35 protein-coding genes, 1 rRNA gene and 1 pseudogene are annotated in these 23,404 nt (G+C 40.6%); 3 read left to right on the top strand and 34 right to left on the bottom strand.

Translation table 11 applies throughout. The features are described 5' to 3' along the window. Together LQ188_RS25245 and LQ188_RS25240 are read right to left on the bottom strand one after the other, a co-directional pair. Positions 1 to 121 (bottom strand): 16S ribosomal RNA (locus LQ188_RS25245); the annotation flags it as partial. Positions 122 to 397: 276 nt separating this feature from the next. Further along, positions 398 to 634: a hypothetical protein gene (locus tag LQ188_RS25240; protein ID WP_101225888.1), complete on the bottom strand. Its 237-nt coding sequence runs from the start codon at positions 632 to 634 to the stop codon at positions 398 to 400. A gap of 132 nt (positions 635 to 766) precedes the next feature. On the opposite strand from LQ188_RS25240, the gene pdaB reads away from it, so the two are divergent. After that, the gene (gene pdaB / locus LQ188_RS25235) at positions 767 to 1,519 is read left to right on the top strand and encodes a polysaccharide deacetylase family sporulation protein PdaB (RefSeq protein ID WP_101225887.1); all 753 of its coding nucleotides are present in this window, start codon (positions 767 to 769) and stop codon (positions 1,517 to 1,519) included. Positions 1,520 to 1,612: 93 nt separating this feature from the next. On the opposite strand, the gene LQ188_RS25230 is transcribed toward pdaB, so the two are convergent. Beyond that, positions 1,613 to 2,293 (bottom strand): KinB-signaling pathway activation protein, encoded by a 681-nt coding sequence (locus tag LQ188_RS25230; protein ID WP_230178751.1) that lies wholly within the window; start codon positions 2,291 to 2,293, stop codon positions 1,613 to 1,615. A gap of 137 nt (positions 2,294 to 2,430) precedes the next feature. Here LQ188_RS25230 and gerD point away from each other — a divergent pair, with 137 nt between their 5' ends. Continuing rightward, positions 2,431 to 2,991, top strand: a complete 561-nt coding sequence (gene gerD, locus LQ188_RS25225; protein ID WP_101225885.1) for a spore germination lipoprotein GerD — start codon at positions 2,431 to 2,433, stop codon at positions 2,989 to 2,991. Positions 2,992 to 3,035: 44 nt separating this feature from the next. On the opposite strand, the gene LQ188_RS25220 is transcribed toward gerD, so the two are convergent. The 5 genes from LQ188_RS25220 to LQ188_RS25200 form a co-directional block, all read right to left on the bottom strand. Then, positions 3,036 to 4,094, bottom strand: a complete 1,059-nt coding sequence (locus tag LQ188_RS25220; RefSeq protein ID WP_101225884.1) for an Mrp/NBP35 family ATP-binding protein — start codon at positions 4,092 to 4,094, stop codon at positions 3,036 to 3,038. Between the two features lie 139 nt (positions 4,095 to 4,233). Next, positions 4,234 to 4,950 (bottom strand): N-acetylmuramoyl-L-alanine amidase CwlD, encoded by a 717-nt coding sequence (cwlD, locus tag LQ188_RS25215; RefSeq protein ID WP_101225883.1) that lies wholly within the window; start codon positions 4,948 to 4,950, stop codon positions 4,234 to 4,236. 82 nt (positions 4,951 to 5,032) lie between these two features. After that, on the bottom strand, positions 5,033 to 5,458 hold the full coding sequence (locus LQ188_RS25210) for a DUF2521 family protein (RefSeq protein WP_101225882.1): 426 nt from the start codon (positions 5,456 to 5,458) through the stop codon (positions 5,033 to 5,035). A gap of 451 nt (positions 5,459 to 5,909) precedes the next feature. After that, positions 5,910 to 6,440 (bottom strand): ECF transporter S component, encoded by a 531-nt coding sequence (locus LQ188_RS25205; protein WP_101225881.1) that lies wholly within the window; start codon positions 6,438 to 6,440, stop codon positions 5,910 to 5,912. A 208-nt stretch (positions 6,441 to 6,648) separates the two neighbouring features. Beyond that, a complete protein-coding gene (locus LQ188_RS25200; RefSeq protein ID WP_101225880.1) occupies positions 6,649 to 7,197 on the bottom strand; it encodes a TetR/AcrR family transcriptional regulator in 549 nt (182 codons plus the stop codon). A 176-nt stretch (positions 7,198 to 7,373) separates the two neighbouring features. Between LQ188_RS25200 and LQ188_RS25195 the strand changes: the two genes are divergently transcribed. After that, complete coding sequence (locus LQ188_RS25195; protein WP_230178749.1) at positions 7,374 to 8,822, top strand: DHA2 family efflux MFS transporter permease subunit; 1,449 nt, start codon at positions 7,374 to 7,376, stop codon at positions 8,820 to 8,822. Positions 8,823 to 8,964: 142 nt separating this feature from the next. On the opposite strand, the gene rpsI is transcribed toward LQ188_RS25195, so the two are convergent. From rpsI to rpsQ, 26 genes and pseudogenes are all read right to left on the bottom strand, one after another. Further along, positions 8,965 to 9,357, bottom strand: a complete 393-nt coding sequence (gene rpsI / locus LQ188_RS25190) for a 30S ribosomal protein S9 (RefSeq protein ID WP_034304957.1) — start codon at positions 9,355 to 9,357, stop codon at positions 8,965 to 8,967. Between the two features lie 20 nt (positions 9,358 to 9,377). Further along, positions 9,378 to 9,815: a 50S ribosomal protein L13 gene (gene rplM, locus LQ188_RS25185; protein ID WP_034304960.1), complete on the bottom strand. Its 438-nt coding sequence runs from the start codon at positions 9,813 to 9,815 to the stop codon at positions 9,378 to 9,380. A 267-nt stretch (positions 9,816 to 10,082) separates the two neighbouring features. Beyond that, entirely contained in the window at positions 10,083 to 10,823 is a 741-nt protein-coding gene (gene truA / locus LQ188_RS25180; protein WP_230178747.1) for a tRNA pseudouridine(38-40) synthase TruA, read from the bottom strand. A 14-nt stretch (positions 10,824 to 10,837) separates the two neighbouring features. After that, positions 10,838 to 11,635, bottom strand: coding sequence for an energy-coupling factor transporter transmembrane protein EcfT (locus LQ188_RS25175; RefSeq protein ID WP_101225877.1), 798 nt, complete (start codon positions 11,633 to 11,635; stop codon positions 10,838 to 10,840). Beyond that, the gene (locus tag LQ188_RS25170; protein WP_053537046.1) at positions 11,635 to 12,501 is read right to left on the bottom strand and encodes an energy-coupling factor ABC transporter ATP-binding protein; all 867 of its coding nucleotides are present in this window, start codon (positions 12,499 to 12,501) and stop codon (positions 11,635 to 11,637) included. Before LQ188_RS25170 ends, LQ188_RS25175 begins: the two co-directional genes overlap by 1 nt. Then, complete coding sequence (locus tag LQ188_RS25165; RefSeq protein ID WP_101225875.1) at positions 12,477 to 13,316, bottom strand: energy-coupling factor ABC transporter ATP-binding protein; 840 nt, start codon at positions 13,314 to 13,316, stop codon at positions 12,477 to 12,479. The genes LQ188_RS25170 and LQ188_RS25165 overlap by 25 nt, the downstream gene beginning before the upstream one ends. 366 nt (positions 13,317 to 13,682) lie before the next feature. Next, entirely contained in the window at positions 13,683 to 14,045 is a 363-nt protein-coding gene (rplQ, locus tag LQ188_RS25160) for a 50S ribosomal protein L17 (protein ID WP_034304973.1), read from the bottom strand. Between the two features lie 83 nt (positions 14,046 to 14,128). Next, on the bottom strand, positions 14,129 to 15,073 hold the full coding sequence (locus tag LQ188_RS25155; protein WP_034304976.1) for a DNA-directed RNA polymerase subunit alpha: 945 nt from the start codon (positions 15,071 to 15,073) through the stop codon (positions 14,129 to 14,131). Positions 15,074 to 15,250: 177 nt separating this feature from the next. Continuing rightward, positions 15,251 to 15,640 (bottom strand): 30S ribosomal protein S11, encoded by a 390-nt coding sequence (rpsK, locus tag LQ188_RS25150; RefSeq protein WP_028390438.1) that lies wholly within the window; start codon positions 15,638 to 15,640, stop codon positions 15,251 to 15,253. A gap of 22 nt (positions 15,641 to 15,662) precedes the next feature. Then, positions 15,663 to 16,028, bottom strand: coding sequence for a 30S ribosomal protein S13 (gene rpsM, locus LQ188_RS25145; protein WP_034304978.1), 366 nt, complete (start codon positions 16,026 to 16,028; stop codon positions 15,663 to 15,665). 22 nt (positions 16,029 to 16,050) lie between these two features. Next, positions 16,051 to 16,164, bottom strand: coding sequence for a 50S ribosomal protein L36 (rpmJ, locus tag LQ188_RS25140; RefSeq protein WP_003156543.1), 114 nt, complete (start codon positions 16,162 to 16,164; stop codon positions 16,051 to 16,053). A 40-nt stretch (positions 16,165 to 16,204) separates the two neighbouring features. Continuing rightward, a complete protein-coding gene (gene infA / locus LQ188_RS25135) occupies positions 16,205 to 16,423 on the bottom strand; it encodes a translation initiation factor IF-1 (RefSeq protein WP_028390440.1) in 219 nt (72 codons plus the stop codon). A gap of 42 nt (positions 16,424 to 16,465) precedes the next feature. Next, positions 16,466 to 16,917: pseudogene (locus LQ188_RS25130) on the bottom strand (M24 family metallopeptidase); the annotation flags it as partial. Between the two features lie 71 nt (positions 16,918 to 16,988). Further along, complete coding sequence (locus LQ188_RS25125; RefSeq protein ID WP_101225874.1) at positions 16,989 to 17,642, bottom strand: adenylate kinase; 654 nt, start codon at positions 17,640 to 17,642, stop codon at positions 16,989 to 16,991. A 58-nt stretch (positions 17,643 to 17,700) separates the two neighbouring features. Further along, on the bottom strand, positions 17,701 to 18,996 hold the full coding sequence (gene secY / locus LQ188_RS25120) for a preprotein translocase subunit SecY (protein ID WP_034304981.1): 1,296 nt from the start codon (positions 18,994 to 18,996) through the stop codon (positions 17,701 to 17,703). Then, entirely contained in the window at positions 18,996 to 19,436 is a 441-nt protein-coding gene (gene rplO, locus LQ188_RS25115) for a 50S ribosomal protein L15 (protein WP_034304982.1), read from the bottom strand. Before rplO ends, secY begins: the two co-directional genes overlap by 1 nt. A 32-nt stretch (positions 19,437 to 19,468) precedes the next feature. Next, the gene (gene rpmD / locus LQ188_RS25110) at positions 19,469 to 19,651 is read right to left on the bottom strand and encodes a 50S ribosomal protein L30 (RefSeq protein ID WP_034304984.1); all 183 of its coding nucleotides are present in this window, start codon (positions 19,649 to 19,651) and stop codon (positions 19,469 to 19,471) included. A gap of 16 nt (positions 19,652 to 19,667) precedes the next feature. Then, complete coding sequence (rpsE, locus tag LQ188_RS25105) at positions 19,668 to 20,168, bottom strand: 30S ribosomal protein S5 (protein ID WP_034304987.1); 501 nt, start codon at positions 20,166 to 20,168, stop codon at positions 19,668 to 19,670. A 22-nt stretch (positions 20,169 to 20,190) separates the two neighbouring features. Continuing rightward, entirely contained in the window at positions 20,191 to 20,553 is a 363-nt protein-coding gene (gene rplR / locus LQ188_RS25100) for a 50S ribosomal protein L18 (protein WP_101225873.1), read from the bottom strand. A gap of 32 nt (positions 20,554 to 20,585) precedes the next feature. Further along, entirely contained in the window at positions 20,586 to 21,122 is a 537-nt protein-coding gene (rplF, locus tag LQ188_RS25095) for a 50S ribosomal protein L6 (protein ID WP_101225872.1), read from the bottom strand. A gap of 30 nt (positions 21,123 to 21,152) precedes the next feature. Beyond that, positions 21,153 to 21,551 carry a 30S ribosomal protein S8 gene (rpsH, locus tag LQ188_RS25090; protein ID WP_034304995.1) on the bottom strand — a complete coding sequence of 133 codons (399 nt, stop codon included), beginning with the start codon at positions 21,549 to 21,551 and terminating at the stop codon, positions 21,153 to 21,155. 30 nt (positions 21,552 to 21,581) lie between these two features. After that, the gene (locus LQ188_RS25085) at positions 21,582 to 21,767 is read right to left on the bottom strand and encodes a type Z 30S ribosomal protein S14 (protein ID WP_034304998.1); all 186 of its coding nucleotides are present in this window, start codon (positions 21,765 to 21,767) and stop codon (positions 21,582 to 21,584) included. 25 nt (positions 21,768 to 21,792) lie between these two features. Continuing rightward, positions 21,793 to 22,332, bottom strand: coding sequence for a 50S ribosomal protein L5 (rplE, locus tag LQ188_RS25080; protein ID WP_034305000.1), 540 nt, complete (start codon positions 22,330 to 22,332; stop codon positions 21,793 to 21,795). A gap of 29 nt (positions 22,333 to 22,361) precedes the next feature. Beyond that, on the bottom strand, positions 22,362 to 22,673 hold the full coding sequence (gene rplX / locus LQ188_RS25075) for a 50S ribosomal protein L24 (protein ID WP_034305002.1): 312 nt from the start codon (positions 22,671 to 22,673) through the stop codon (positions 22,362 to 22,364). Between the two features lie 43 nt (positions 22,674 to 22,716). Then, complete coding sequence (rplN, locus tag LQ188_RS25070; protein WP_034305005.1) at positions 22,717 to 23,085, bottom strand: 50S ribosomal protein L14; 369 nt, start codon at positions 23,083 to 23,085, stop codon at positions 22,717 to 22,719. Positions 23,086 to 23,126: 41 nt separating this feature from the next. Next, a complete protein-coding gene (gene rpsQ, locus LQ188_RS25065; protein ID WP_048677887.1) occupies positions 23,127 to 23,390 on the bottom strand; it encodes a 30S ribosomal protein S17 in 264 nt (87 codons plus the stop codon). Positions 23,391 to 23,404 lie beyond the last annotated feature (14 nt).

The following is a 23,404-nucleotide window of genomic DNA, read 5'->3' as shown; positions in this document are numbered from 1 at the left end:
ACGTGTTACTCACCCGTCCGCCGCTAATCTCAGGGAGCAAGCTCCCATCGATTCGCTCGACTTGCATGTATTAGGCACGCCGCCAGCGTTCGTCCTGAGCCAGGATCAAACTCTCCGAAGAAATGTTTGACTTGCTCATTTGCTTTTTTGATAGTGTGTGCTCACTTAAAATTTAACGTTGGCGCTTTGTTTTGTTCAGTTTTCAAAGAGCAATTTGTTCGCCGCATCTCTTAGCGACTTTAATATCTTAACATCTTATTACTACTTCGTCAACAACTTTTTTAAAAAAGTTTTTTCATTCTTTTTCAAAAGCTTTTACGTTGCAGCAACTTTTATAATATACCAGCGTATAAATCAATAGTCAATAGATTTTTTGAATATAATTCACTTTTGAATCTCATGACTGATTCCACTTGGACAAATTCTTTTTTCCCCTCATATAGATTAGGCATTCCTCCTCGGTGCTCACCCTTTTAAACAGTCTGAAAAGGATGTTATATTTCTCGTTTATAGCCCTTTTGACCAAGTGATCGATTCTGTCATCCTGCAGATCGAATAGTATTTCATCCATCTCTCTTTTTAAAAGGTACTCCAATTCCATCTTTTCCTTGTCATTAATCAATAAACCGAGCATGGTTCACACCTCCATCAGACAGCATTCCCCATTGCCAGCATTTTTATGAATTTTCAACTGACTTTTTTGCATAACAATAATCCTCTCGCATAAATTTGAAGACAAGAGTACTTTGGACAAGGGGATGGATTAATGAAATTTTTCATGGTGCTTCAAGCCAAGAAGATCAAATATTATTCGTTAATATTACTTACGGCACTTTTTACCGCTTGGTTCCTTTTTGTACAAAACATTCTTCATGCTCCCGTTTTTTCTACAGATGATGGGCCGAAAGCTGTTTATAAAGGGGAAAAGAATGTTGCGATCACGTTCAATATCGGCTGGGGTGATGAGAAAGCCGCTCCGATAATAGAAACATTAAAAAGGGAAGAGATTAAATCCGCCACATTTTTCCTCTCGGGATCCTGGGCTGAACGTCATCCTGACATAGTAGCGGAAATTGTGAAAGAAGGATATGAAATCGGCATCCTCGGTTACGATTATAAGGATTATTCCGAAATGGAAGATCAGGAAATCATCCGGGATATTTCTAAAGCCCAGGAAGCATTTAAAAAACTTAATATAAAGAATATAGAACTTTTACGCGCTCCCACCGGACACTTTGATAAACGCCTTTTAAAGATCAGCGAGAAATTCGGATACACCGTTGTCCATTGGAGCATCGATTCAAAGGATTGGACCAATCCGGGTGTGGACCGGATCGTACAGAACATCACCAAGGCCCAAAAGGGTGATATCATCTTATTACATGCTTCAGACTCAGCAAAACAAACGAATAAGGCTTTACCGGAGTTAATAAGTGAACTTCGAACAAAAAATTTAAACTTCGTTAACGTTTCAGAGATGATTTCCAATTCATCAGCAAGCAGTGAGGAAATTCGCTAACTGAAAAAACTGCGTACTAATGGTCTCCTTGAACCTTTAGTACGCAGTTTTTATGTTTTGACTTCCTCAAGTATGGCCCGGCATACATATAGGTTATCTGCCTTCACCAAGTTCACCGGCTTTCATCTTTCCATTTGCCGGAGTTTGCTTACGCCCTCTTTTACTGGCCAATTCCTTTTGTGAAATTTCAATCAATTTGCTCAGGACCAATAATTGATAAGCATTGCAGACCAGCAATGGAAACAGCATGAAGTAAAGCCAGCTTTCATCATTGGCACTTAGGACAGGTATCCACTCCAACACCGTGAACACGACCATGAAAAACAAAGCCGGGATGAATGACTGTTTATTCGTTTGTTTCATTTTGAAATAAGCTGTAACAAGCCCCGAGGCCAATACAACCAATGCTAACACGATGTAGGAACTGATTCCCTCGCCTGAACCAAAGCTAAGGTATCGCAGGTAAACAAGATCGAAAACAACAAAAAGAATGAGTACAAGTTGAACGGCATTCCATAAGGAAGCGCTTTTAAATATTCCGAGACCAAAACGATGTATCGTTAAATAGGCAAAAAAGCCAGCTTGGCTTATGACACTGAAAATTAATCCAACACCGAATAACCAAATAAAAGTTGATAGGATGGCACTGGCATCAAAAGAAGAGAAATAAGGCTTAAACTCATTCCACCGGGCCAAGAAACCTACAACTCCGCCCGTTACACCACCTATAAGCAATGTTGTTAAAAACAATTTAACTAAATTACGGCTGTTCATTGTTTTCCTCCATACATTTCTATTTCATTTCCTTAATTGTACCAACCAAATTTGGAAAAATCCACTTATTCCACCAAGGAATAATATCGCCGATTGGAACCATATTAACAGTAAGAAGGATGAAAGGGGCCCTGCGTATGAGAGTGGGAGTTGCTTTGCTTTTCACGTCATTCTTACTCGTTTGTTCCGGTTGTGCTCAAAATGGAGCAGGCGCAGAAAAAATGGAGTATGAAGAGACAAAGAAGATGGTCGTAGATATCTTGAAAACAGATGATGGAAAAAAAGCCATCCAGGATATCATTACTGACGACAAAACGAAAGCTGAACTTATTATGGATTCGGATGACATTAAGAAATCCATTGAAGATATGGTCACTTCAGATAAAGGGAAGGAATTTTGGAAAAAGACATTTAATGATCCCGAATTCGCTTCCGCGTATGCTAAAGCATTAGAAGACGAACATAAAAAGGTATTGAAGGACTTAACTGCCGATCCTCAGTATCGTGGAATGCTCATGGAAATAATGAAAGAACCGGATATGGAAAAAGAAATGAATAAGTTATTAAAAACCAAGGAGATGCGGTCGGTCTACAAAGAGCTGATCATCGAAACCATGGAGAGTCCTCTCGTCCAGGCTAAAATGCAAGAGAAATTGGATAAAGCAGCCACTAAAGCGGCTGAGAAGGAGAAAAAGTAAAAAGAATGAAATAAGGCTGATTCCAATCGGAATCAGCCTTATTTTTATTGTAGTTTTTCAATGACTTTCTTAGCAATATCTTCGTAAATCCTGCCGAGCCTATGGTCCGCTGCGTAAATGGATGGAGCAAAGTCCTCTTCGTTCCAATCCGGCTGTTGCAGGGGAAGTTGACCTAAAACTTCTGTACGAAGCTCTTCTGCAAGCTTCTCTCCGCCGCCTTTTCCGAAGACATATTCTTTTTCACCCGTCGTTTTACTTTCGAAGAATGACATGTTCTCTATGACACCAATGACTTCGTGTTCTGTCTTGATGGCCATGGCACCAGCTCTTGCAGCAACGAAGGCTGCAGTCGGATGCGGTGTCGTAACGATGATTTCTTTACATGATGGGAGCATCGTATGAACGTCCAAAGCAACATCGCCTGTACCCGGCGGTAAGTCAAGGACCAAATAGTCCAAATCTCCCCATTCCACTTCATTAAAGAAACTGTTGAGCATTTTCCCCAGCATTGGCCCTCTCCATATGATCGGCGCGTTATCCTCTACAAAAAAGCCCATTGAGATAACTTGAACGCCAAACCGTTCTACAGGAATGATTTTTTCCCCGCGAACAACCGGTCTTTTTGTTATCCCCATCATATCAGGTACGCTGAATCCATAAATATCGGCATCAACCAGTCCGACCTTTTTACCTAAACGAGCAAGTGAAGTGGCGAAATTCACTGAAATCGTAGATTTTCCCACTCCGCCTTTACCGCTGGCGATCGCGATGAATTGTGTCTTGCTATTAGGGCCAAGCAAGCCTTGGTCCGCTTCATCCTGAGGAATGCTTTCACGGTGCTTGGCTAACTCCTCTTCAGAAAGCTCCGCGAAACGGATGCCTACCGATTCCGCTCCGTTTGTTTTCAGTAAGTCCACAACTTCCGATTGCATTTGCATTTGCTCGGCGGTCCCCGTTTTCGCAATCGCAAGTTTAACGCTTACATGATTCTTTTCAGGTTTTATTTTGATTTCTATAATTCCATTTGTCTCTTCAAGGTTTTTATGTAGAAAAGGGTCTTTAAGATCCTTTAATAAATTCAGTACTTTCTCTTCTGTTAGCAAGTCGAGCACCCCTTTGAATTTTATTTTCCCATTTTTCAGTATAACATATTACGGAAAGAAAGATTATTATCTGCCCCGCATAAAAAACCTGATTATTTTCCCATAATAAAGAGGCCTTGTACCTTACAAGACCCAGACATCACTTTTCTTCTGATAGTTTTCCCTCTGTAAAGTACCGTAAAATCCCCATATAAATCGAGCTGGCAACCTTTTCTTGATACTTATCACTGACAAGGCGTTCCCTTTCCTCGGTATTGGAAAGAAAGCCAATTTCCACAAGCGCTCCCGGCTTCTTAGCATAATTCATCAAATACACATGATTAATCGTTTTTGCATCACGCTTTGTATTTTCCAGGTTCCTGATGATTTCAGTCTGAATGAATTTTGCCACCTGTTCATTTTCTTCAAACCTGCTTGTATAAAAGGTCTGGGCACCTTTCGATGACGCTGATGGAAAAGAGTTCAAATGAATACTTAAGAATAAGTCCGCTTCCGAATCATTGATCATTTCAACCCGATTCCGTAAGTCCTCCTGTTTTCGCTGGCGGATCCCCTTTGTATTTCCCTGTGCCAAATCCTCATCTTTCTCACGGGTCATGATGACAAGGGCACCCTGTTCCTGCAAATAGTCCCTGACCTTTAATGAAACGGAAAGGGCAATTTCCTTTTCCATAATCTCTTGTACATTTGCCCCGCCGTCCATTCCTCCGTGACCTGCATCCAGAATGATGACCTTACCTGCCAACGGAAGGTTCCAGGAGTCCCAAGAATCATCTTCAACAAATTTAAAAGTTACAATTAAAAAAAGGACAAACAATCCCATAGCGATTCCTGTATATTTCAGCTTCCTGCGCATGACCGTTCCCCTTCCATGATCTCTCTACTAAAAAGTATGGGACAAACCATGGAAATAGAACAAGGAATGGGAATTTGCCTTCCTAATGCAGTTTCATTTTATATCGTTTTTCACCAGTCTTAAAGCCGTCCAGCCACCAATCCCCTACAAATCCTTCACAGCAATAAAACAAACCCTCATCAAAAGCATTATTCGCCGTAACTTCCCGCCAATACAAAATGAAGTTAAAAAGAGTATCCACCAAAAATTTCTCTTCCTTCCAGCACCTGGACCTAACATCTTCTTCCGACTCACCATAATAGCCAAACTTACTATAGTTGGCTCCTAATAAATAAGCCTCGATGGCAACATCAAAGTAGCCCTCCTCCAAAACATCCATCAAGTCCTGTCCGAAGTAACGCTGAATCCTTCCCTTCATATCCTCGATAGAAAGTTCCCTGAGCAGCCTGCGTTCGAACTTCAATTGCCTTTCCCTTTGCATCTCCTGTAAACCTAATATCACAGCCATAATTCACCTCCGGGGCAATTCCCCATTTCCCAAAATTATTTCCCAAGACATAATTTAGTTTTAGCCTTCTATTTTGAACCATTCATTTATTCCATTGGCAAAAAATAATAAGGATAGGTTTGGCAAGTAATTTAATAATGCGTATCGATATGCAAAATGCTATCTTCCATGGTCCAAGGGCAAACTGAACATTTCGGATGATGTTTAATGGCAGAAAACTCGGAACTATCACCCATGACTCGCCACTCAGGCCGCTACCCGAGGCTGACCTTGTCGACTTGGGTCGCTCACTGCGTGTGTCTCTTTGAACCTTGATCAATACTATTTGAGATCTATTAAGATAAAAGGACATCCATGGTAAACGGATGTCCTTTGATATAACTTTTAAACTGTCCTAAATTCAATCGGTGGCGCCTACACAATGTTTTGAAATGGTTTCCCATGTTTTACTTTATATCTGTCCAGCTCTTTTCTTTAATCTACCAGCAAGCGGCACTACAATTATACCGGCTATTACGACCTGCATCACGTTTCCGGGGATGGAGCCAAATGGCTGTATCCAGTTACCATAAAGAATAACCTCGACAAAATAGTAGCCGACGATTTTTATAACCAATGCAACGGCAACTGCCATAGTGTATACCCATTCTCTTTTGCCCGGTACCTTTTCGGATATAAGGCCGGCTAGAAAGCCCATTGTACCTACGATGACGAATGTAAACGGTGCCCACGCTGCCCAACCAGAGAAAAGGTCGAAGAAGGCCATACCGAAGGCGCCTGCTATCGCTCCTGTTTTTTTGCCATATACCAAGGCTGCTATAAAAAGGGGAACGTTACCAAGATGGATCAGGCCGCCGTTACCCATTATTGGAAGCTTGATGTTGATGAACATTGTCGCTACAAGAGTTAATGCAATGAATAGCGCATTGATGACCAAGGCTTTTGTTTTAGTTGTTTCAATTGGTGAGTATGTTGAATTCATATGAAGTCCTCTTTCTTTTTTAAGTATTATCATACTCCTAAACAGGAACTTAATAAATATGGATTTTACAAAAAATTCTGTATTACATAAATAAACTCAAGTGTAAACAAATGGAACACACCCGTCACCAACGCAGCCGCGGCCTTTTACTTGGATCTGATGCTGAAAATGGGACAAATCTTTTTCCGGACAAAGAACACCCCCAACATCATTGCACCTTGTACATTAAATATATTTGATTGGCAATATAATCTGAACTAAAATGAAGCCCCTTTCTTAACCACCATATTATAATGCCTACCAATGAGGCTGTTTTAATGTCAATGTCAACATATTCAGCAGGTAGATCCTTTTTGGTATTCTTCCTTCTAATTTCTACTAATTGCTTTAACAATGAAAACAACTGGTCCTCAAACTGATTCGTTTTAAATAAAATAAGTAAATAATCCCGATGAATATATAAATAATCAAGCAATTGTGTTAGCTGTTGTTTTTCAGATAAATCTTTTGCATGTATTAAAGCAAAAATTTTATCTGAAAGCTCATTTAAAATCTCATCGGTGATTTGCGTTAGTAAATCTTGAATATCCTGATAATGCAGGTAAAATGTTGTCCGATTTAATCCTGCTTTGTCTGCGATTTTCTGAACCGTTAAATTTGAAATTATGGGGTCCTCGCGTAAGAGAGCAATGACAGCGTCCTTAAACATTTCCCTTGACCGAATTGTACGAGGATCTTCTTTTTTTGGTATAGACATTTTTAACTCCTTTATAGATTTTTCCCTGACTTTCTCAACAGCATATATTTCTATGTCGATTAGTGAACATTTTCAAAAAAACTGTTCATGGTAAGCAACATATTTTTTTGTTACCATCGATTTTATCGACACGGTGTTGAGAATGCAAGTCGAAAATGAAGGGGTTGTCGACAGAAGTGGACATAACGGAAGGAAATAAAAAAGTTTTATTAATTGTATTGATCGCTGGGTGTTTTTTATCAACATTAAATCAGACACTATTAAATGTTGCATTGAGTGGTTTAATGGATGTATTTCATGTAACGGCCGCAACTGTACAATGGCTATCAACAGGATTTATGCTAGTGAATGGTGTGTTAGTGCCGATTACTGCCTTTTTAATGAAACGGTTTACAACAAGGCAGCTATTTATTAGCTCGATGTTCTTTTTGCTCATCGGATCTTTACTTTGTGCATGTGCAGGGAATTTTGGTGTGCTGTTAACGGGAAGAATGATTCAGGCAATTGGTGCCGGGATTATTATGCCTCTAATGATGACAGTTATTTTATATTTATATCCTAGCGAAAAGCGTGGAAGCATTATGGGGACAATTGGCTTTGCGATGATTTTCGCTCCAGCCATAGCCCCTACATTATCTGGTTTTATCATTGAATATGTTTCATGGAGATGGCTATTTATTGGGTTAATGCCATTTATATTAATCGTCATAGTTCTAGCGTTCAAATATTTAATGAATGTTGCCGAGACAACAAAAGCAAAATTGGATATCATAAGTGTCACTTTATCGACGATTGGTTTTGGCTGTGTATTATTTGGATTTAGTAGCGCAGGAAGCAAGGGATGGGATGATCCCGTTGTCATTACTGCAATACTCGTCGGAATGATCGTGTCGACTCTATTCTGTATACGACAAATGAAATCCAGCGATCCATTATTAAATTTATCTGTATTCAATTATAAAATTTTCACTCTCACATCTTTCATCAATGTACTAATTACGATGATCATGTATGCTGATTTAATTCTTTTACCCATTTACTTGCAAAACGGAAGAGGCTTTACAGCATTTGAAGCAGGTTTACTGTTATTACCTGGAGCTGTGATTAATGCCTTCTTATCCCCTGTCACAGGTAAAATGTATGATAAATATGGTGCTAAACCGCTCTTCATTACAGGTTTGGTATTTATCATTGTTTCGATGTGGGGAGTCATAGATATAAACGAATCCACAACCTATAGCTATTTAATGGTTCGTACCATTATATTACGAATTGGCTTGAGCTTTATTACCATGCCATTAAATACAGCAGGGTTGAATGCTTTACCAAGAGAATTGGGTTCCCATGGTTCAGCTGTAAATAATACCATTCGCCAATTGTCAGGTGCTATTGGAACGGCAGTTGTCATCACAGTGTATACAATGCAGGCAACTTCGCATGCCTCAGAGCTATCAATGAAAAATGAAAATATTTCAGCTATTCAACTAAAGGCATTAGCTTCCATCTTTGGCTCAAGTGATGCCTATGTTTTCATGTTAATCTTATCTTTTGTGGCATTTATTTTTGCATGCTTCATGCCGGGAAAGGCCGTAATCAAAAAAAGCCAAGGTGAATCTCATAACTAAAATTATTAAATGGAGTATTTAAAATAAAGCATATCCGGGAGATCCCAGATATGCTTTTTAATATTTCCAGTCACACACTTTTCCGGGCATAAAAAAAGACTCCCAACCGAAATGGTTGAGAGTCTTTGAAACGGTAATAGAATTAACGTTTTGAGAACTGAGGTGCACGACGTGCGCCTTTAAGACCGTATTTTTTACGCTCTTTCATACGTGGGTCACGAGTTAGTAAACCAGCAGTTTTAAGAGATGGACGGTATTCTGGATCAACTTGAAGCAATGCACGAGCGATACCGTGACGGATTGCTCCAGCTTGACCAGTGTATCCACCACCGCTAACGTTTACTAGAACGTCGTAATTTCCAGTAGTTTCTGTTGCAACTAGTGGTTGGTTTACAACTTCACGTAATGCTGCGAAAGGAATATATTCATTGATGTCACGACCGTTAATAACGATGCGACCTTCGCCTGGTACTAAACGTACACGAGCTACTGAGCTCTTACGGCGACCAGTACCATAATATTGAACTTGTGCCAAGATAGTAACCTCCTTAGTAATTATCCGCGTAATTCGTATACTTCTGGTTGTTGAGCAGCGTGTGGGTGCTCAGCTCCAGCGTATACGTGTAATTTTTTGTAGATTTGACGACCAAGAGAATTCTTTGGAAGCATACCTTTGATAGCAAGTTCAAGCATTCTCTCAGGGTAGTTTGTACGCATTTCAAGAGCAGTTCTAGTTTTAAGACCGCCTGGATGCATAGTGTGACGGTAATAAATTTTGTCAGTCAATTTTTTACCAGTCAAGTGGATTTTTTCAACATTGATTAGAATTACATGATCACCAGTGTCAATGTTCGGTGTAAAAGTTGGTTTATGTTTACCACGTAAGATGGATGCTACTTCAGTAGAAAGGCGACCCAAAGTTTTGCCTTCAGCGTCAATCACATACCATTTACGTTCTACTTCATTAGCTTTCGCCATAAATGTCGTACGCATGGTTAACCTCCTAAAAAACTTTTTAATTTTTTATATTTATTTTCAATCACAATAAACTTCCGGGGCTTATCGTGGGATTAAAATACATACCATATTATATTAACTTCTCCCAGATTCATTGTCAAGGGAATGTTACACTAGGATAAGTTGTCTATAAAACACTCTCTGCAACTCCATAAAAAGGTCAGTGTAGCGTCAAACCGCTCCATTACTGAGTTCATCTCGTTTCCCAGTTGTAAAAAAACTGGTATCACTTCGAAAATAATTTTATTTGTAAAAAACTTTCCATAAATATAAGCCTTGGGCTGGTGCCGTTTTCCCTGCAAAACTGCGGTCCTTTTTGGCCAAAATCCCGCTCATATCATGGGGTGACATCTTGCCGCTGCCGACATCCAGGAGCGTCCCAACCAAGATACGCACCATGTTATACAAAAAACCTTCGCCAACGAAGCGGAAAACCATGTAACCATCGCTCTCTTCAAAATCCATCACTTGTATCGTTCGAACTTTATCGACCACTTCCGTTTTAGCCGAACAAAAACTTGTAAAGTCATGTGTCCCGATCAAGTAGGAGATTGCTTCCCTCATCGCCTCCCCATCTAATGGGTAGGGATAATGATAAGCGTAATTTCGCTGGAACGGATCCCGCAGTTTAGAGCGGGCTATGATATAACGGTACTCTTTCCCAGTCGTATGGAACCTTGCATGAAAATCGTCAGGCACGATGTCGACTTCCAGTACGATGATATCGGTCGGAAGAAGGGCGCTGAACGCCTTTACCCAATTTTCCGTAGGGAATGTAAGGGGCGATTCAAAGTGAAGTACCTGCCCCTTTGCATGGACCCCTGAATCTGTCCTGCCAGAAGCAGTCACTTTTATAATTGTGCCTTTATGCATTTGGGCCAAGACTGCCTCGAATTCACTTTGTATGGTGCGCTTCTCAGGCTGCACCTGATAACCAGCAAAATCCGTGCCGTCATAAGCGATCACACATTTATATTTTGGCATAGTTCTCTTCCTTATTATGAACGTAATAAAAATAACATGACCGTAAGAACACCGATTGAGACCATCAAAAGACTATCACTCATCTTCCAGTTCAATTGGCGATATTTCGTGCGGCCTTCCCCGCCACGGTATCCTCTTGATTCCATGGCAGTTGCCAATTCCTCAGCCCGTTTGAACGAACTAACAAATAAAGGAACAAGCAGCGGTACAATCGATTTAACCCTGTCCTTTATCGGGCCAGATGAAAAGTCAACGCCCCTTGCAGTTTGAGCCTTCATGATTTTTTCCGTTTCCTCCATTAGCGTTGGAATGAAACGAAGGGCAATGGACATCATCAATGCCAGTTCATGTACAGGCATCTTCCACTTTTTCAAGGGCCCCAACAGCTCTTCCATCCCATCTGTAATGGATATCGGGGATGTCGTCAAAGTTAAAAGTGACGTAACAAGGATTAATAAAGTAAATCTTACTGATATGAAAAAACCTTGAATCAGACCGCCTTCATAGATTTCAAACCAACCGTATTCAAAAAGCAAATCCCCTTCTTTCGTAAAAAATATATGGAGAAGGAATGTAAATACGATCAAGAAAAAGATTGGTTTTAACCCATTGTAAAGATAACGAAGCGGTATTTTGGAAAGAATGATCAATAGGATGGTGAATACAGCAAGCAAACCGTAAGAAACGACATTATTCGCCAAAAAGACGACACAAACAAACAGGAACACGAGGAGCAATTTAGCCCTTGGATCCATCTTGTGAATCAGTGAATTTGCAGGGACATAACGCCCGATAATCATTTTATCCAGCATCAGCGGTTCCCCCGTTTCATGGCTTTATCTATTTCTATCGCTAAATCACCGATATTAAGACATGGGTGATCAAATCGAACACCAAGTTCCTTCTGGAGCTTTAGTTGAAAACGGACCGTATCAGGAACATCCAGGCCAAGCTCCATTAATTGTTCCGGCTCTGAGAAAATTTCCTGGGGGGTTCCTTTTTTGAACACCGTACCCTTATGCATGATAATGATGTCATCCGCGTACTTGGCTGCATCCTCCATGCTATGAGTCACCAGAATCGTTGAAATGCCTCTTGCTTTATGCAGATCATAAAACATATCCATGATTTCTTTGCGTCCTCGCGGATCCAGACCCGCTGTAGGCTCGTCAAGCACCAATACTTCCGGCTCCATGGCAAGGACCCCAGCGATGGCCACCCGTCGCATTTGTCCGCCGGATAAGTCGAATGGAGATTTTTCAAGAACTTCCTCATTCAAACCGACTTGCGCGATGGCTTTCCTGGCCAGTTTCTTCGCATCAATTTCAGAAACACCAAAGTTCATAGGACCGAAACATATATCCTTTTCAACAGTTTCATCAAATAACTGATGTTCCGGAAACTGAAAAACAATTCCGACCTTTTGTCTTATTGGCCGCAAAGCCTTTTCTTTTCTTCCGGCTTCAATCGTCCGATCCCCAATGAAAACCCGACCCTTCGTCGGTTTTAAAAGAGCATTTAAATGCTGCAGTAGCGTGGATTTCCCGGACCCTGTATGCCCGATGATTGCGGTATAGGTTCCCGGCTCCATTGAAATATTGACATCATGCAGGGCTAGATGTTCAAAAGGAGTATTCACCTGATAGCGGTATTCTACATCATCGAGTGTAATTCGCATAAATCCTTCACCAACTCTTCCTCTGTCAAATGCCCATCAACTACACGAACACCATTTTTTTGTAACTCCTTGGTTAGTTTCACTGAAAAGGGAATATCCAGACCAAGAGCAATCAATTCTTCCTCTAATTCAAAAATATCCTGAGGCGATCCTTCACGATATAGCCGACCTTGGTTCATGACTATCATTCGATCAGCTTTCGCAGCTTCCTCAAGATCATGGGTTATTGATATGACAGTAATATCGTTTTCCTGCTTTAATTCCCTAACTGTTTCAAGCACTTCTTCACGGCCTCTTGGGTCAAGCATGGAGGTTGCTTCATCTAAGATGATTATGTCTGGCTGCAGGGCTATTACACCTGCTATTGCCACTCTTTGCTTTTGACCGCCGGATAGATGGTGCGGCTCTTGATTAAGAAAGGCATTCATTTTAACCTTATTTAACGCACCATGAACACGCTCCACCATAACCTGCTGAGAAACACCGGCGTTTTCTAAACCAAAAGCCACATCATCCTGAACTGTAGTGCCTACAAATTGATTATCTGGGTTTTGAAAAACCATGCCAATTTTCTGGCGTACATCCCAAACTGATTCTTCTGTCAAAAGTTGATCATTAATCGTAATGGTACCTGAGTTAGCGAACTGAAGACCATTCAGTAACTTCGCTAATGTCGACTTGCCAGAGCCATTATGTCCGACAATCGCAAGCCACTCCCCCTGATGAATATCAAAAGAAACATCATCCAAGGCGTTTCGAGACTGACCCTCATATTTAAAAACAATATTATTTAAAGAAACCAGCTTCTTCACCATGTGGCCCTCCTCATTCTCGACTGCACTCGTCTAAACTAAACTCTGCTCACTCAATATAAATATAGTAATTTTCCTTCTGAAAATATAAAAAAACGCTGCACCCCTTCCACCGAAAGAATTTTCGGTAAATTAAGAGCAGCTAATAGCGGGCCTGTTACGAAAAACAGGTTATCTTATAATCGCTTATCAAAAGCGGGAAGGGATGCTTGAGCTAGACGTGAAGGCTCCCTGCATGATACAGGTTCCGCCAGCCATCGTAACACTCAATGCGAATTTCTAAAGTACAGAATTTCTATTTAAAAAAAAGAAAAAGGGCATAGAACAAGTGAGTATATTCATTTGTCCCGCCCTCTTTCATCGTTGTTATTAAACTAATTCAATAACCACGACTGGTGCACCGTCACCGCGGCGTGGACCAACTTTCATGATACGAGTGTATCCACCTTGACGTTCTTCATAACGTGGAGCCACGTCACTGAATAGTTTTTGAAGGGCATCTGTGCCATTCTCAGCGTCAGCGATTTCGTTACGGATGAAAGATGCAGCTTGACGGCGTGCATGCAAGTCACCACGTTTACCAAGAGTGATCATTTTATCTACTACAGAACGTAATTCCTTTGCACGTGCTTCAGTAGTTTCAATGCGCTCATGGATAATAAGATCCGTAGCTAAATCACGAAGTAATGCTTTACGTTGTGCGCTAGTGCGTCCTAACTTTCTGTAACCCATTAGAGATTCCCTCCTTTGTTGAAGTTCTATATTGTGTGTCTATAACAAGGCTCACAACATAATGGATTGATTCCGCCATGTTATCAGTCGTCTTTACGAAGACCTAAGCCTAATTCTTCTAGTTTCGCTTTCACTTCTTCAAGTGATTTACGTCCTAGATTACGTACTTTCATCATATCTTCTTCCGTTTTATGAGCTAGCTCTTGAACGGTATTGATTCCAGCACGTTTCAAGCAGTTGTAAGAACGAACAGAAAGGTCTAATTCTTCGATCGTCATCTCAAGAACTTTTTCTTTTTGATCTTCTTCTTTTTCAACCATGATTTCAGCATTTTGAGCTTCATCGGTTAAACCAACAAAGATATTTAAATGCTCTGTTAAAATCTTAGCTCCAAGTGCTACCGCTTCTTGCGGACCAGTACTGCCATCAGTCCAAACATCGAACGTTAACTTGTCAAAGTTAGACAACTGTCCAACACGTGTATTTTCAACTTGGAAAGATACGCGTGAAACTGGAGTGTAAAGAGCATCGATTGGAATTACACCAATTGGCTGGTCTTCTCTCTTGTTTTGAACAGCAGGAGTGTAGCCGCGGCCGCGACGTGCAGATAAACGCATACGCATATGACCGTTTTTACCAATTGTAGCAATATATAAATCCGGATTAAGAATTTCTACATCACTATCATGAGTGATATCAGCAGCCGTGATGACTCCGTCACCTTGAACGTCAATTTCCAGCGTCTTCTCTTCATCAGAGTAAATCTTAAGAGCTAGTTTTTTCACATTAAGAATGATAGATGTTACATCTTCCACGACGCCTTCAATTGTTGAGAACTCATGTAGCACTCCATCAATTTGTATAGCTGTGACAGCAGCACCTGGGAGTGAGGATAAAAGGATACGACGTAAGGAGTTACCCAATGTAGTACCATACCCACGCTCTAGTGGCTCTACGACGAATTTACCGTATTTGGTATCGTCGTTGATTTCAACCGTTTCGATTTTTGGTTTTTCTATTTCGATCATCAATAAACCCTCCTTCAAAACGTCAAAACCCCGGCAAGTAAACGAATTCACTTAAACCGAAATTCCCCATGTATACGTTCCCGCTGTGCGCAACAACTGAAAATTAATCCTCTGTAAGAACGCAAACTCAGTATTATATCCCATTATTGACAGGAATACAAAATCTATACAGAAAAATTAAACACGGCGACGTTTTGGTGGACGGCATCCGTTATGTGGAACTGGAGTTACATCTTTAATTGCAGTTACTTCTAGGCCAGCAGCTTGAAGTGCACGAATAGCAGCCTCACGTCCAGCACCAGGTCCTTTAACTGTAACTTCAAGAGTTTTCATACCATGTTCAATTGATGTTTTAGCAGCTGTTTCAGCAGCCATTTGTGCAGCGAACGGAGTGGATTTACGAGATCCACGGAATCCTAGAGCTCCAGCACTTGACCAAGAAATAGCATTACCATGAGAGTCAGTGATCGTAACGATAGTGTTATTGAATGTTGAACGAATATGTGCAATACCAGTTTCTATATTCTTTTTCACACGACGTTTACGTGTATTAGTTTTACGTGCCATGAAAAGTAACCTCCTTTACTAATTATTTTTTCTTGTTAGCTACAGTACGACGAGGTCCTTTACGCGTACGAGCATTGTTTTTTGTATTTTGACCGCGGACAGGAAGACCACGACGGTGACGTAAACCACGGTAAGAACCGATTTCCATTAAACGTTTGATGTTTAGGGAGATTTCACGACGAAGGTCGCCTTCTACTTTAAGCTTGTCAATGATATCACGAATTTTGTTCAATTCGTCTTCCGTTAAGTCACGAACGCGAGTTTCTTCAGAAACGCCTGCTTCTGCAAGAATCTTGATCGCTGTTTGTTTTCCAATACCATATATATATGTTAATGAGATAACAATACGTTTGTCACGGGGAATATCTACTCCAGCAATACGTGCCATGCTTGAGTGCACCTCCTTCTATTTAGCCTTGTTTTTGTTTATGTTTAGGGTTTTCGCAAATAACCATAACTTTACCTTTTCTGCGGATAACTTTACACTTTTCGCAGATTGGTTTGACTGATGGTCTGACTTTCATTGCTATCTAACCTCCTTATACAGATCGGAGCGAAACCGGATTATTTGAACCGGTATGTGATTCTGCCGCGAGTTAGATCATACGGGGAAAGCTCAACCGTAACTTTATCTCCAGGCAAAATGCGAATAAAGTGCATACGAATTTTACCGGATACATGAGCTAAAACAGTATGACCATTTTCTAATTCTACCTTAAACATTGCATTTGGCAAAGTCTCTTGTACTGTGCCTTCTACTTCAATTACATCATCTTTCGCCATTAAAGTGATTCTCCCTTCTCTATGCGTGAACCTATTAAAGGTACACATCTTTCCGTCAACATTACTACAGTCCAATCATCCTCATAAGTCTTACAATTCTGCATCAAGTATTCACCATTTTGTAGAACCAGGCTTTAACTGAGGACCTTTATCAGTTGGACCGAAATGAGGATTTTATGGGTCCTCATGTAAGTCTTGACCGATTCCGTGACCGACATACTCTCGAAATAGAGAAGCAATTAGTCTCGACATAGGTTTGAATAGCATGGGAGATGTTTGAAAGGCGCACGCCTGACATAGCTTCTTTCAACCCTCTATATCACGACTCTTTAGGAATCCCAATAGAGTCACTGCATTTCTTCATCAATTTTGCCGACCGGATATGTCCATGAAGATCACTTAAAAAGTAATCGCCCAATTCAGGGAATACCAAGTACAAGAACCTGATTAATAAATGTGCGAATGCTCTCGCGAAATCCATTATACCCTTTGTATTATAGGAATGCACCAAGTTTAACTAGTAAGTTAGAAAAATGGTATGAATTTCATAAATCAATACGAATGATTAATTTTGTAAAGCACCAAGCAACACATCGATATCTTCAAATACCTTATTAATATCTTGCTGTCCGTTAATGTTCACCAAGTATCCTTTATCTCCGTAGAAATCAAGAAGTGGCTTGGTTTGTTTCAAATTCACATCTAAGCGATTTTGAACCGTTTCTGCATTATCGTCGGCACGTTGATATAATTCTCCGCCGCAACGGTCGCATACATCATCTTTAGCAGGAGGATTGAATACAAGATGGTATGTCGAACCACAAGATTTGCAAATACGACGTCCTGTCAATCTTTCCATTAAGATGCTTTTATCAACATCGATATTAATGACAAAATTCATTTTGCGATCTAAATCAGTAAGAATGCCCTCAAGTGCTTCTGCCTGTGCCACAGTACGTGGAAATCCATCAAGCAAAAATCCTTTGAGACAGTCTTCCTTGCTTAACCGTTCGCGTACGATGCCAATGGTAACTTCATCAGGTACCAATTCGCCTTTGTCCATGAATGATTTCGCCTTTAGACCTAATTCTGTTCCATCTTTGATAGCTGTTCGGAACATATCTCCAGTAGAGATATGAGGGATATTATATTTTTCTACGATTTGTTCAGCTTGAGTGCCCTTACCAGCACCCGGCAGACCCATTAACACTAGATTCAATTTTCTTCCCCCTCAAACTCTATAATGGGTAAAGGGAACAAGCCGTTCCCAAAACTCATTACTTTATAAAGCCTTTATAGTGTCTCTTCACAAGTTGTGATTCCAGCTGCTTCATCGTATCAAGGGCAACCCCCACTACGATCAGCAAACTGGTTCCACCAATCTGTGCAGATTGAGGAAGATCAGCAAGCTTAATGAAAAATACCGGTAAAACGGCAATGATGGCTAAAAATATAGAGCCTACAAACGTCAGACGGTATAAAACACGTGTTAAATATTCTTGTGTACTCTTACCTGGACGAATCCCCGGCACATAGCCACCTTGCTTTTTCAAATTCTCAGCCATTTGTTCAGGGTTAACCTGAATGAATGCATAAAAATACGCAAAAGCAATGATAAGAGCAACATATATGATCATACCAATTGGCTTGGTGTAATCAAGATTTGTTGATATCCAACTAGTCACGCTGTTCTTTCCAAAGAAAGAAGCGATTGTAGTGGGAGTAATGATAAATGCCATTGCAAAGATTACCGGAATAACCCCCGCAGCATTTACTTTCAATGGTAAATGAGTAGACTGGCCACCCATTTGTGTACGACCTACCGCAGCACGTTTCGCATACTGAATAGGAATTTTACGTAATGCCTGCTGAATGAAGATAACAGCAACCACGATTGCTAATACTGCTAAAACAATGAGGATAATCGTTATGATTCGTAAGAATAATTGATCACCGGCATTTTCAAATTGTTGGGCGTAAATCTGATTTGCCGTAGTTGGCAAACTAGCTACGATACCAGCAAAGATAATGATGGAGATCCCATTACCCACACCCTTAGCAGTGATCAGCTCCCCTAACCACAGAAGAAAAGCTGTTCCTGCCGTTAAGACAGTCGCAATAAGCAAGTATGTTGCAATTCCAGGATTTTCAATCAACTGTCCACCTGACATATTATTGAACCCATAAGACATACCAACTGCTTGGATAAATCCTAGGATAATAGTGAAGTAACGAGTGAATTGTGCTAATTTACGGCGCCCTGCTTCCCCTTGTTTAGACCATTCAGTGAACTTAGGAACAACATCCATCTGTAACAGCTGAACGATGATGGATGCCGTGATGTAAGGCATGATACCCATCGCTAAAATCGAAAAGTTTTGCAGTGCTCCGCCGCCAAAGGTATTTAAAAGACCGATGACGCTCAGCTGGTCCTGTTCAGCGAGAAAATCGGCATTCACATGCGGTACAGGTATAAATGTACCGATGCGATAGACGATTAACATTAGAAGGGTAAAAATAATCTTATTCCTTATTTCACCCACGCGCATAAAATTGGAGATCGTGCGAAACATTAGATCACCTCTGTATTACCGCCAGCAGCTTCGATAGCTTCTTTAGCAGTAGACGAGAATTTGTGAGCTTTAACAGTAAGCTTTTTCTCAATGCTTCCTTTGGCAAGAATTTTGATTCCTGCTTTTTCTTTACTTACAACCCCAGTCTCAAGTAAAAGAGCTGGTGTTACTTCAGTACCGTCTTCGAAAAGATTTAACGTATCAAGATTCACGATAGCATAGTCTTTACGGTTGATGTTGGTAAATCCACGTTTAGGTAAACGTCTGAATAGAGGAGTTTGACCCCCTTCAAATCCAAGACGCACACCGCCGCCGGAGCGAGCGTTTTGTCCTTTGTGTCCTTTACCTGCTGTTTTACCGTTACCAGATCCAATACCGCGACCTTTACGTTTACGTTCTTTACGAGAACCTTCTGCAGCTTTTAACTCATGAAGTTTCATGTTGGCACCTCCTTGTTAAGTTAAAAATTATTTTATTGTTCTTTTACAGTAACAAGATGAGCAACTTTGGTAATCATACCGCGAATCGCAGGGTTATCTTCTTGAACAACCGTTTGATGCATTTTGCGTAAACCCAAAGTGTTAACTGTAACACGTTGATCTTCAGGACGACCAATCAAGCTGCGAGTGAGGGTGATTTCTAATTTATTAGCCATAATTCGATTTCCCTCCTTATCCTAACAGTTCTTGTACTGATTTTCCACGTAACTTAGCTACGTCTTCAGCACGTTTCAATTGCTTCAATCCTTCAATTGTTGCGCGAACCATATTAATAGGTGTATTAGTACCTAGTGATTTAGACAAGATATCGCTAACTCCGCCTAATTCAAGTACCGCACGAACAGGACCACCAGCAATTACTCCTGTACCTTCAGAAGCTGGTTTCAATAGAATGTGACCTGCGCCATAGCGACCGTTCACAAGGTGAGGAATAGTAGTACCAACCATCGGTACAGTAATTAGATTTTTCTTAGCATCCTCAATAGCTTTACGGATAGCATCCGGAACTTCTTGAGCTTTACCAGTACCAAATCCAACATGACCATTTTTATCACCAACTACAACTAGTGCAGTGAAACGGAAACGACGTCCGCCTTTAACAACTTTAGCTACACGATTAACTGTAACTACGCGTTCTTCAAGTTCTAATTTATTAGGATCAATGCTACGCATCTGTTATGTCCCTCCTTATCCATTAAAATTCTAAGCCGTTTTCACGAGCAGCGTCAGCCAATGCTTTTACACGACCATGGAAGAGGTAACCACCGCGGTCAAATACCACAGCTTTGAAACCTTTTTCAACAGCACGTTTCGCAATAAGTTCGCCAACTTTTTGAGCTGCTTCAGCATTGCTACCTGCTTCGATATTGATCTCTTTATCAAGAGTTGAAGCACTTGCCAATGTTACGCCTTTTGCATCGTCAATTAATTGTGCGTAAATGTGTTTGTTTGAACGAAACACATTTAAACGAGGACGAGCTTCTGTTCCAGAAAGCTTAGCACGTACACGCGCATGTCTTTTCTGACGAGTAGCATTTTTATCAAGCTTCGTAATCATTTACGTCACTCCTTTCGTTTACTTATGCGGCATTACTTACCAGTTTTACCTTCTTTACGACGAACGAATTCGCCTTCGTAACGGATACCTTTACCTTTATACGGTTCAGGAGGGCGAACATCACGGATATTAGCTGCTAGAGCTCCTACACGTTCTTTGCTTGCACCTTTTACGATTACTTTTGTATTAGAAGGAACTTCGACTTCAACGCCAGCTTCTGGCTCTATTTCTACAGGGTGGGAATATCCTACGTTAAGGATAAGCTTGTTACCTTGCTTTTGTGCACGGTACCCAACCCCAATAAGTTCAAGTGATTTTACGAAACCTGTTGATACACCTTCAACCATGTTAGAGATAAGTGCGCGAGTAGTACCGTGTAAAGAACGGTGAGTCTTCTCATCAGACGGACGTGTAACAGTTAACACGTTCTCTTCAACAACGATTGAAAGGTCAGGACTGAATGATCTAGTTAATTCACCTTTAGGACCTTTAACAGTTACTTCACTTCCAGTAACAGTAACTGTTACGCCTGCAGGGATTTCAATAGGTTTTTTACCTATACGAGACATAATGTGCACCTCCATTCTTGTGAAAATGTATTACCAAACGTATGCTAAAACTTCTCCGCCAACTTGTTTAGAGCGAGCTTCCTTGTCTGTTAAAACTCCGTGAGAAGTAGAAACAATTGCGATACCTAAACCGTTAAGAACGCGTGGTACCTCTCCAGTTTTTGCATATACACGCAAACCAGGTTTGCTGATACGTTTTAGACCAGTGATAACACGTTCGTTGTTTGCACCGTATTTTAAGAAGATACGGATGATACCTTGTTTGTTGTCTTCGATTAATTCAAAGTCACGTACGAAGCCTTCACTTTTTAAGATCTCAGCAATTTCCTTTTTGATCTTTGAAGCAGGAACTTCCAGTTTTTCGTGACGAACCATATTCGCATTACGGATGCGAGTAAGCATATCTGCAATAGGATCTGTCATGACCATTATATTTTACCTCCTTCCCAAACTCGGGTTTTACCAGCTAGCTTTTTTAACGCCAGGAATTTGTCCTTTATATGCAAGTTCGCGGAAACAAATACGACAAAGTTTAAATTTACGTAGTACTGAATGTGGACGTCCGCAACGTTCGCAACGTGTATATTCTTGTACTTTAAACTTCTGTTCGCGTTTTTGCTTTACGATCATAGACTTTTTAGCCACGATTTCGCCTCCCTTTATTTAGAGATTACTTTTGGAACGGCATTCCAACTTGAGTAAGTAGTTCACGAGCTTCTTCGTCAGTGTTGGCAGTCGTTACGATAACGATGTCCATACCACGAACTTTGCTCACTTTATCGTAATCAATCTCAGGGAAGATAAGTTGTTCTTTAACGCCTAATGTATAGTTCCCACGTCCGTCAAAGGATTTCTTTGAAACGCCGCGGAAATCACGTACACGCGGTAAAGATACAGATACTAGCTTATCAAGGAATTGATACATACGCTCTCCACGTAATGTAACTTTCGCTCCGATAGGCATACCTTCACGCAAACGGAAACCTGCGATTGATTTTTTTGCTTTTGTTATAACTGGTTTTTGACCAGTGATCAATGTAAGTTCTTCAACAGCTGTATCTAAAGCTTTCGAGTTAGAAACTGCGTCACCCACACCCATGTTAATAACGATTTTCTCAATGTTTGGTACTTGCATTACTGATTGATAGTTGAATTTACCCATCAATGACGGTGTAATTTCACTTCTGAATTTTTCTTTAAGGCGGCTCATTGCTTAGTGTACCTCCCTTCATTTATGACTTATTTATCTAAAGATTCACCTGATATTTTAGCTACGCGTACTTTTTTACCATTTTCGATCTTATATCCAACACGAGTCGGTTTACCTGATTTAGGATCAAGTGGCATTACATTGGATACGTGAATAGCAGCTTCTTTGCTTATAATTCCACCTTGTGGATTAAGTTGAGATGGCTTGGAATGCTTTTTCACGATGTTAATTCCTTCAACAAGCACACGATTTTGTTTCGGATATGCAGAAAGAATTGTTCCTTGTTTGCCTTTGTCCTTACCAGAGATGACTACGACTTTGTCACCTTTTTTAACATGCATTAGCTTGGCACCTCCTTGAAAGGCTTTATACAAATTTTACATATTATAGAACTTCTGGAGCAAGAGAAACGATTTTCATGAAACTATTGTCACGTAATTCACGAGCAACAGGTCCAAAAATACGCGTTCCACGTGGGCTCTTATCGTCACGGATAATTACACATGCGTTTTCATCGAAACGAATGTAAGAACCGTCAGGACGACGCATACCACGTTTTGTACGGACAACAACAGCCTTAACGACTTCACCTTTTTTAACAACGCCTCCTGGTGTTGCCTGTTTGACTGTACAAACGATGATATCACCGATGTTTGCAGTTTTACGGCCAGAACCACCTAGGACTTTAATTGTTAGCACTTCACGAGCACCAGAATTGTCAGCGACTTTTAAACGAGATTCTTGTTGAATCATGTACGGTACCTCCCTTCGGAATTAGCTTAATCCGAACTATATTAAATGATTACTGCTTTTTCTACTACTTCTACAAGACGGAAGCGTTTTGTAGCTGAAAGTGGACGAGTTTCCATGATACGTACTACGTCGCCTGCTTTAGCTTCGTTTAGCTCGTCATGAGCTTTAAACTTTTTAGAGTATTTCACGCGTTTACCGTATAAAGAATGCTTTTTATAGGTTTCTACAACAACTGTAACTGTTTTATCCATTTTGTCGGATACTACGCGTCCAGTGTAGATTTTGCGTTGGTTGCGTTCGCTCATTCTGCAAACCTCCA

The sequence above is a fragment of the Peribacillus sp. Bi134 genome, assembly GCF_918698065.1.
In the GTDB taxonomy this organism is placed as follows: domain Bacteria; phylum Bacillota; class Bacilli; order Bacillales; family DSM-1321; genus Peribacillus.
This window is presented reverse-complemented; position numbering and strand designations above follow the sequence as displayed.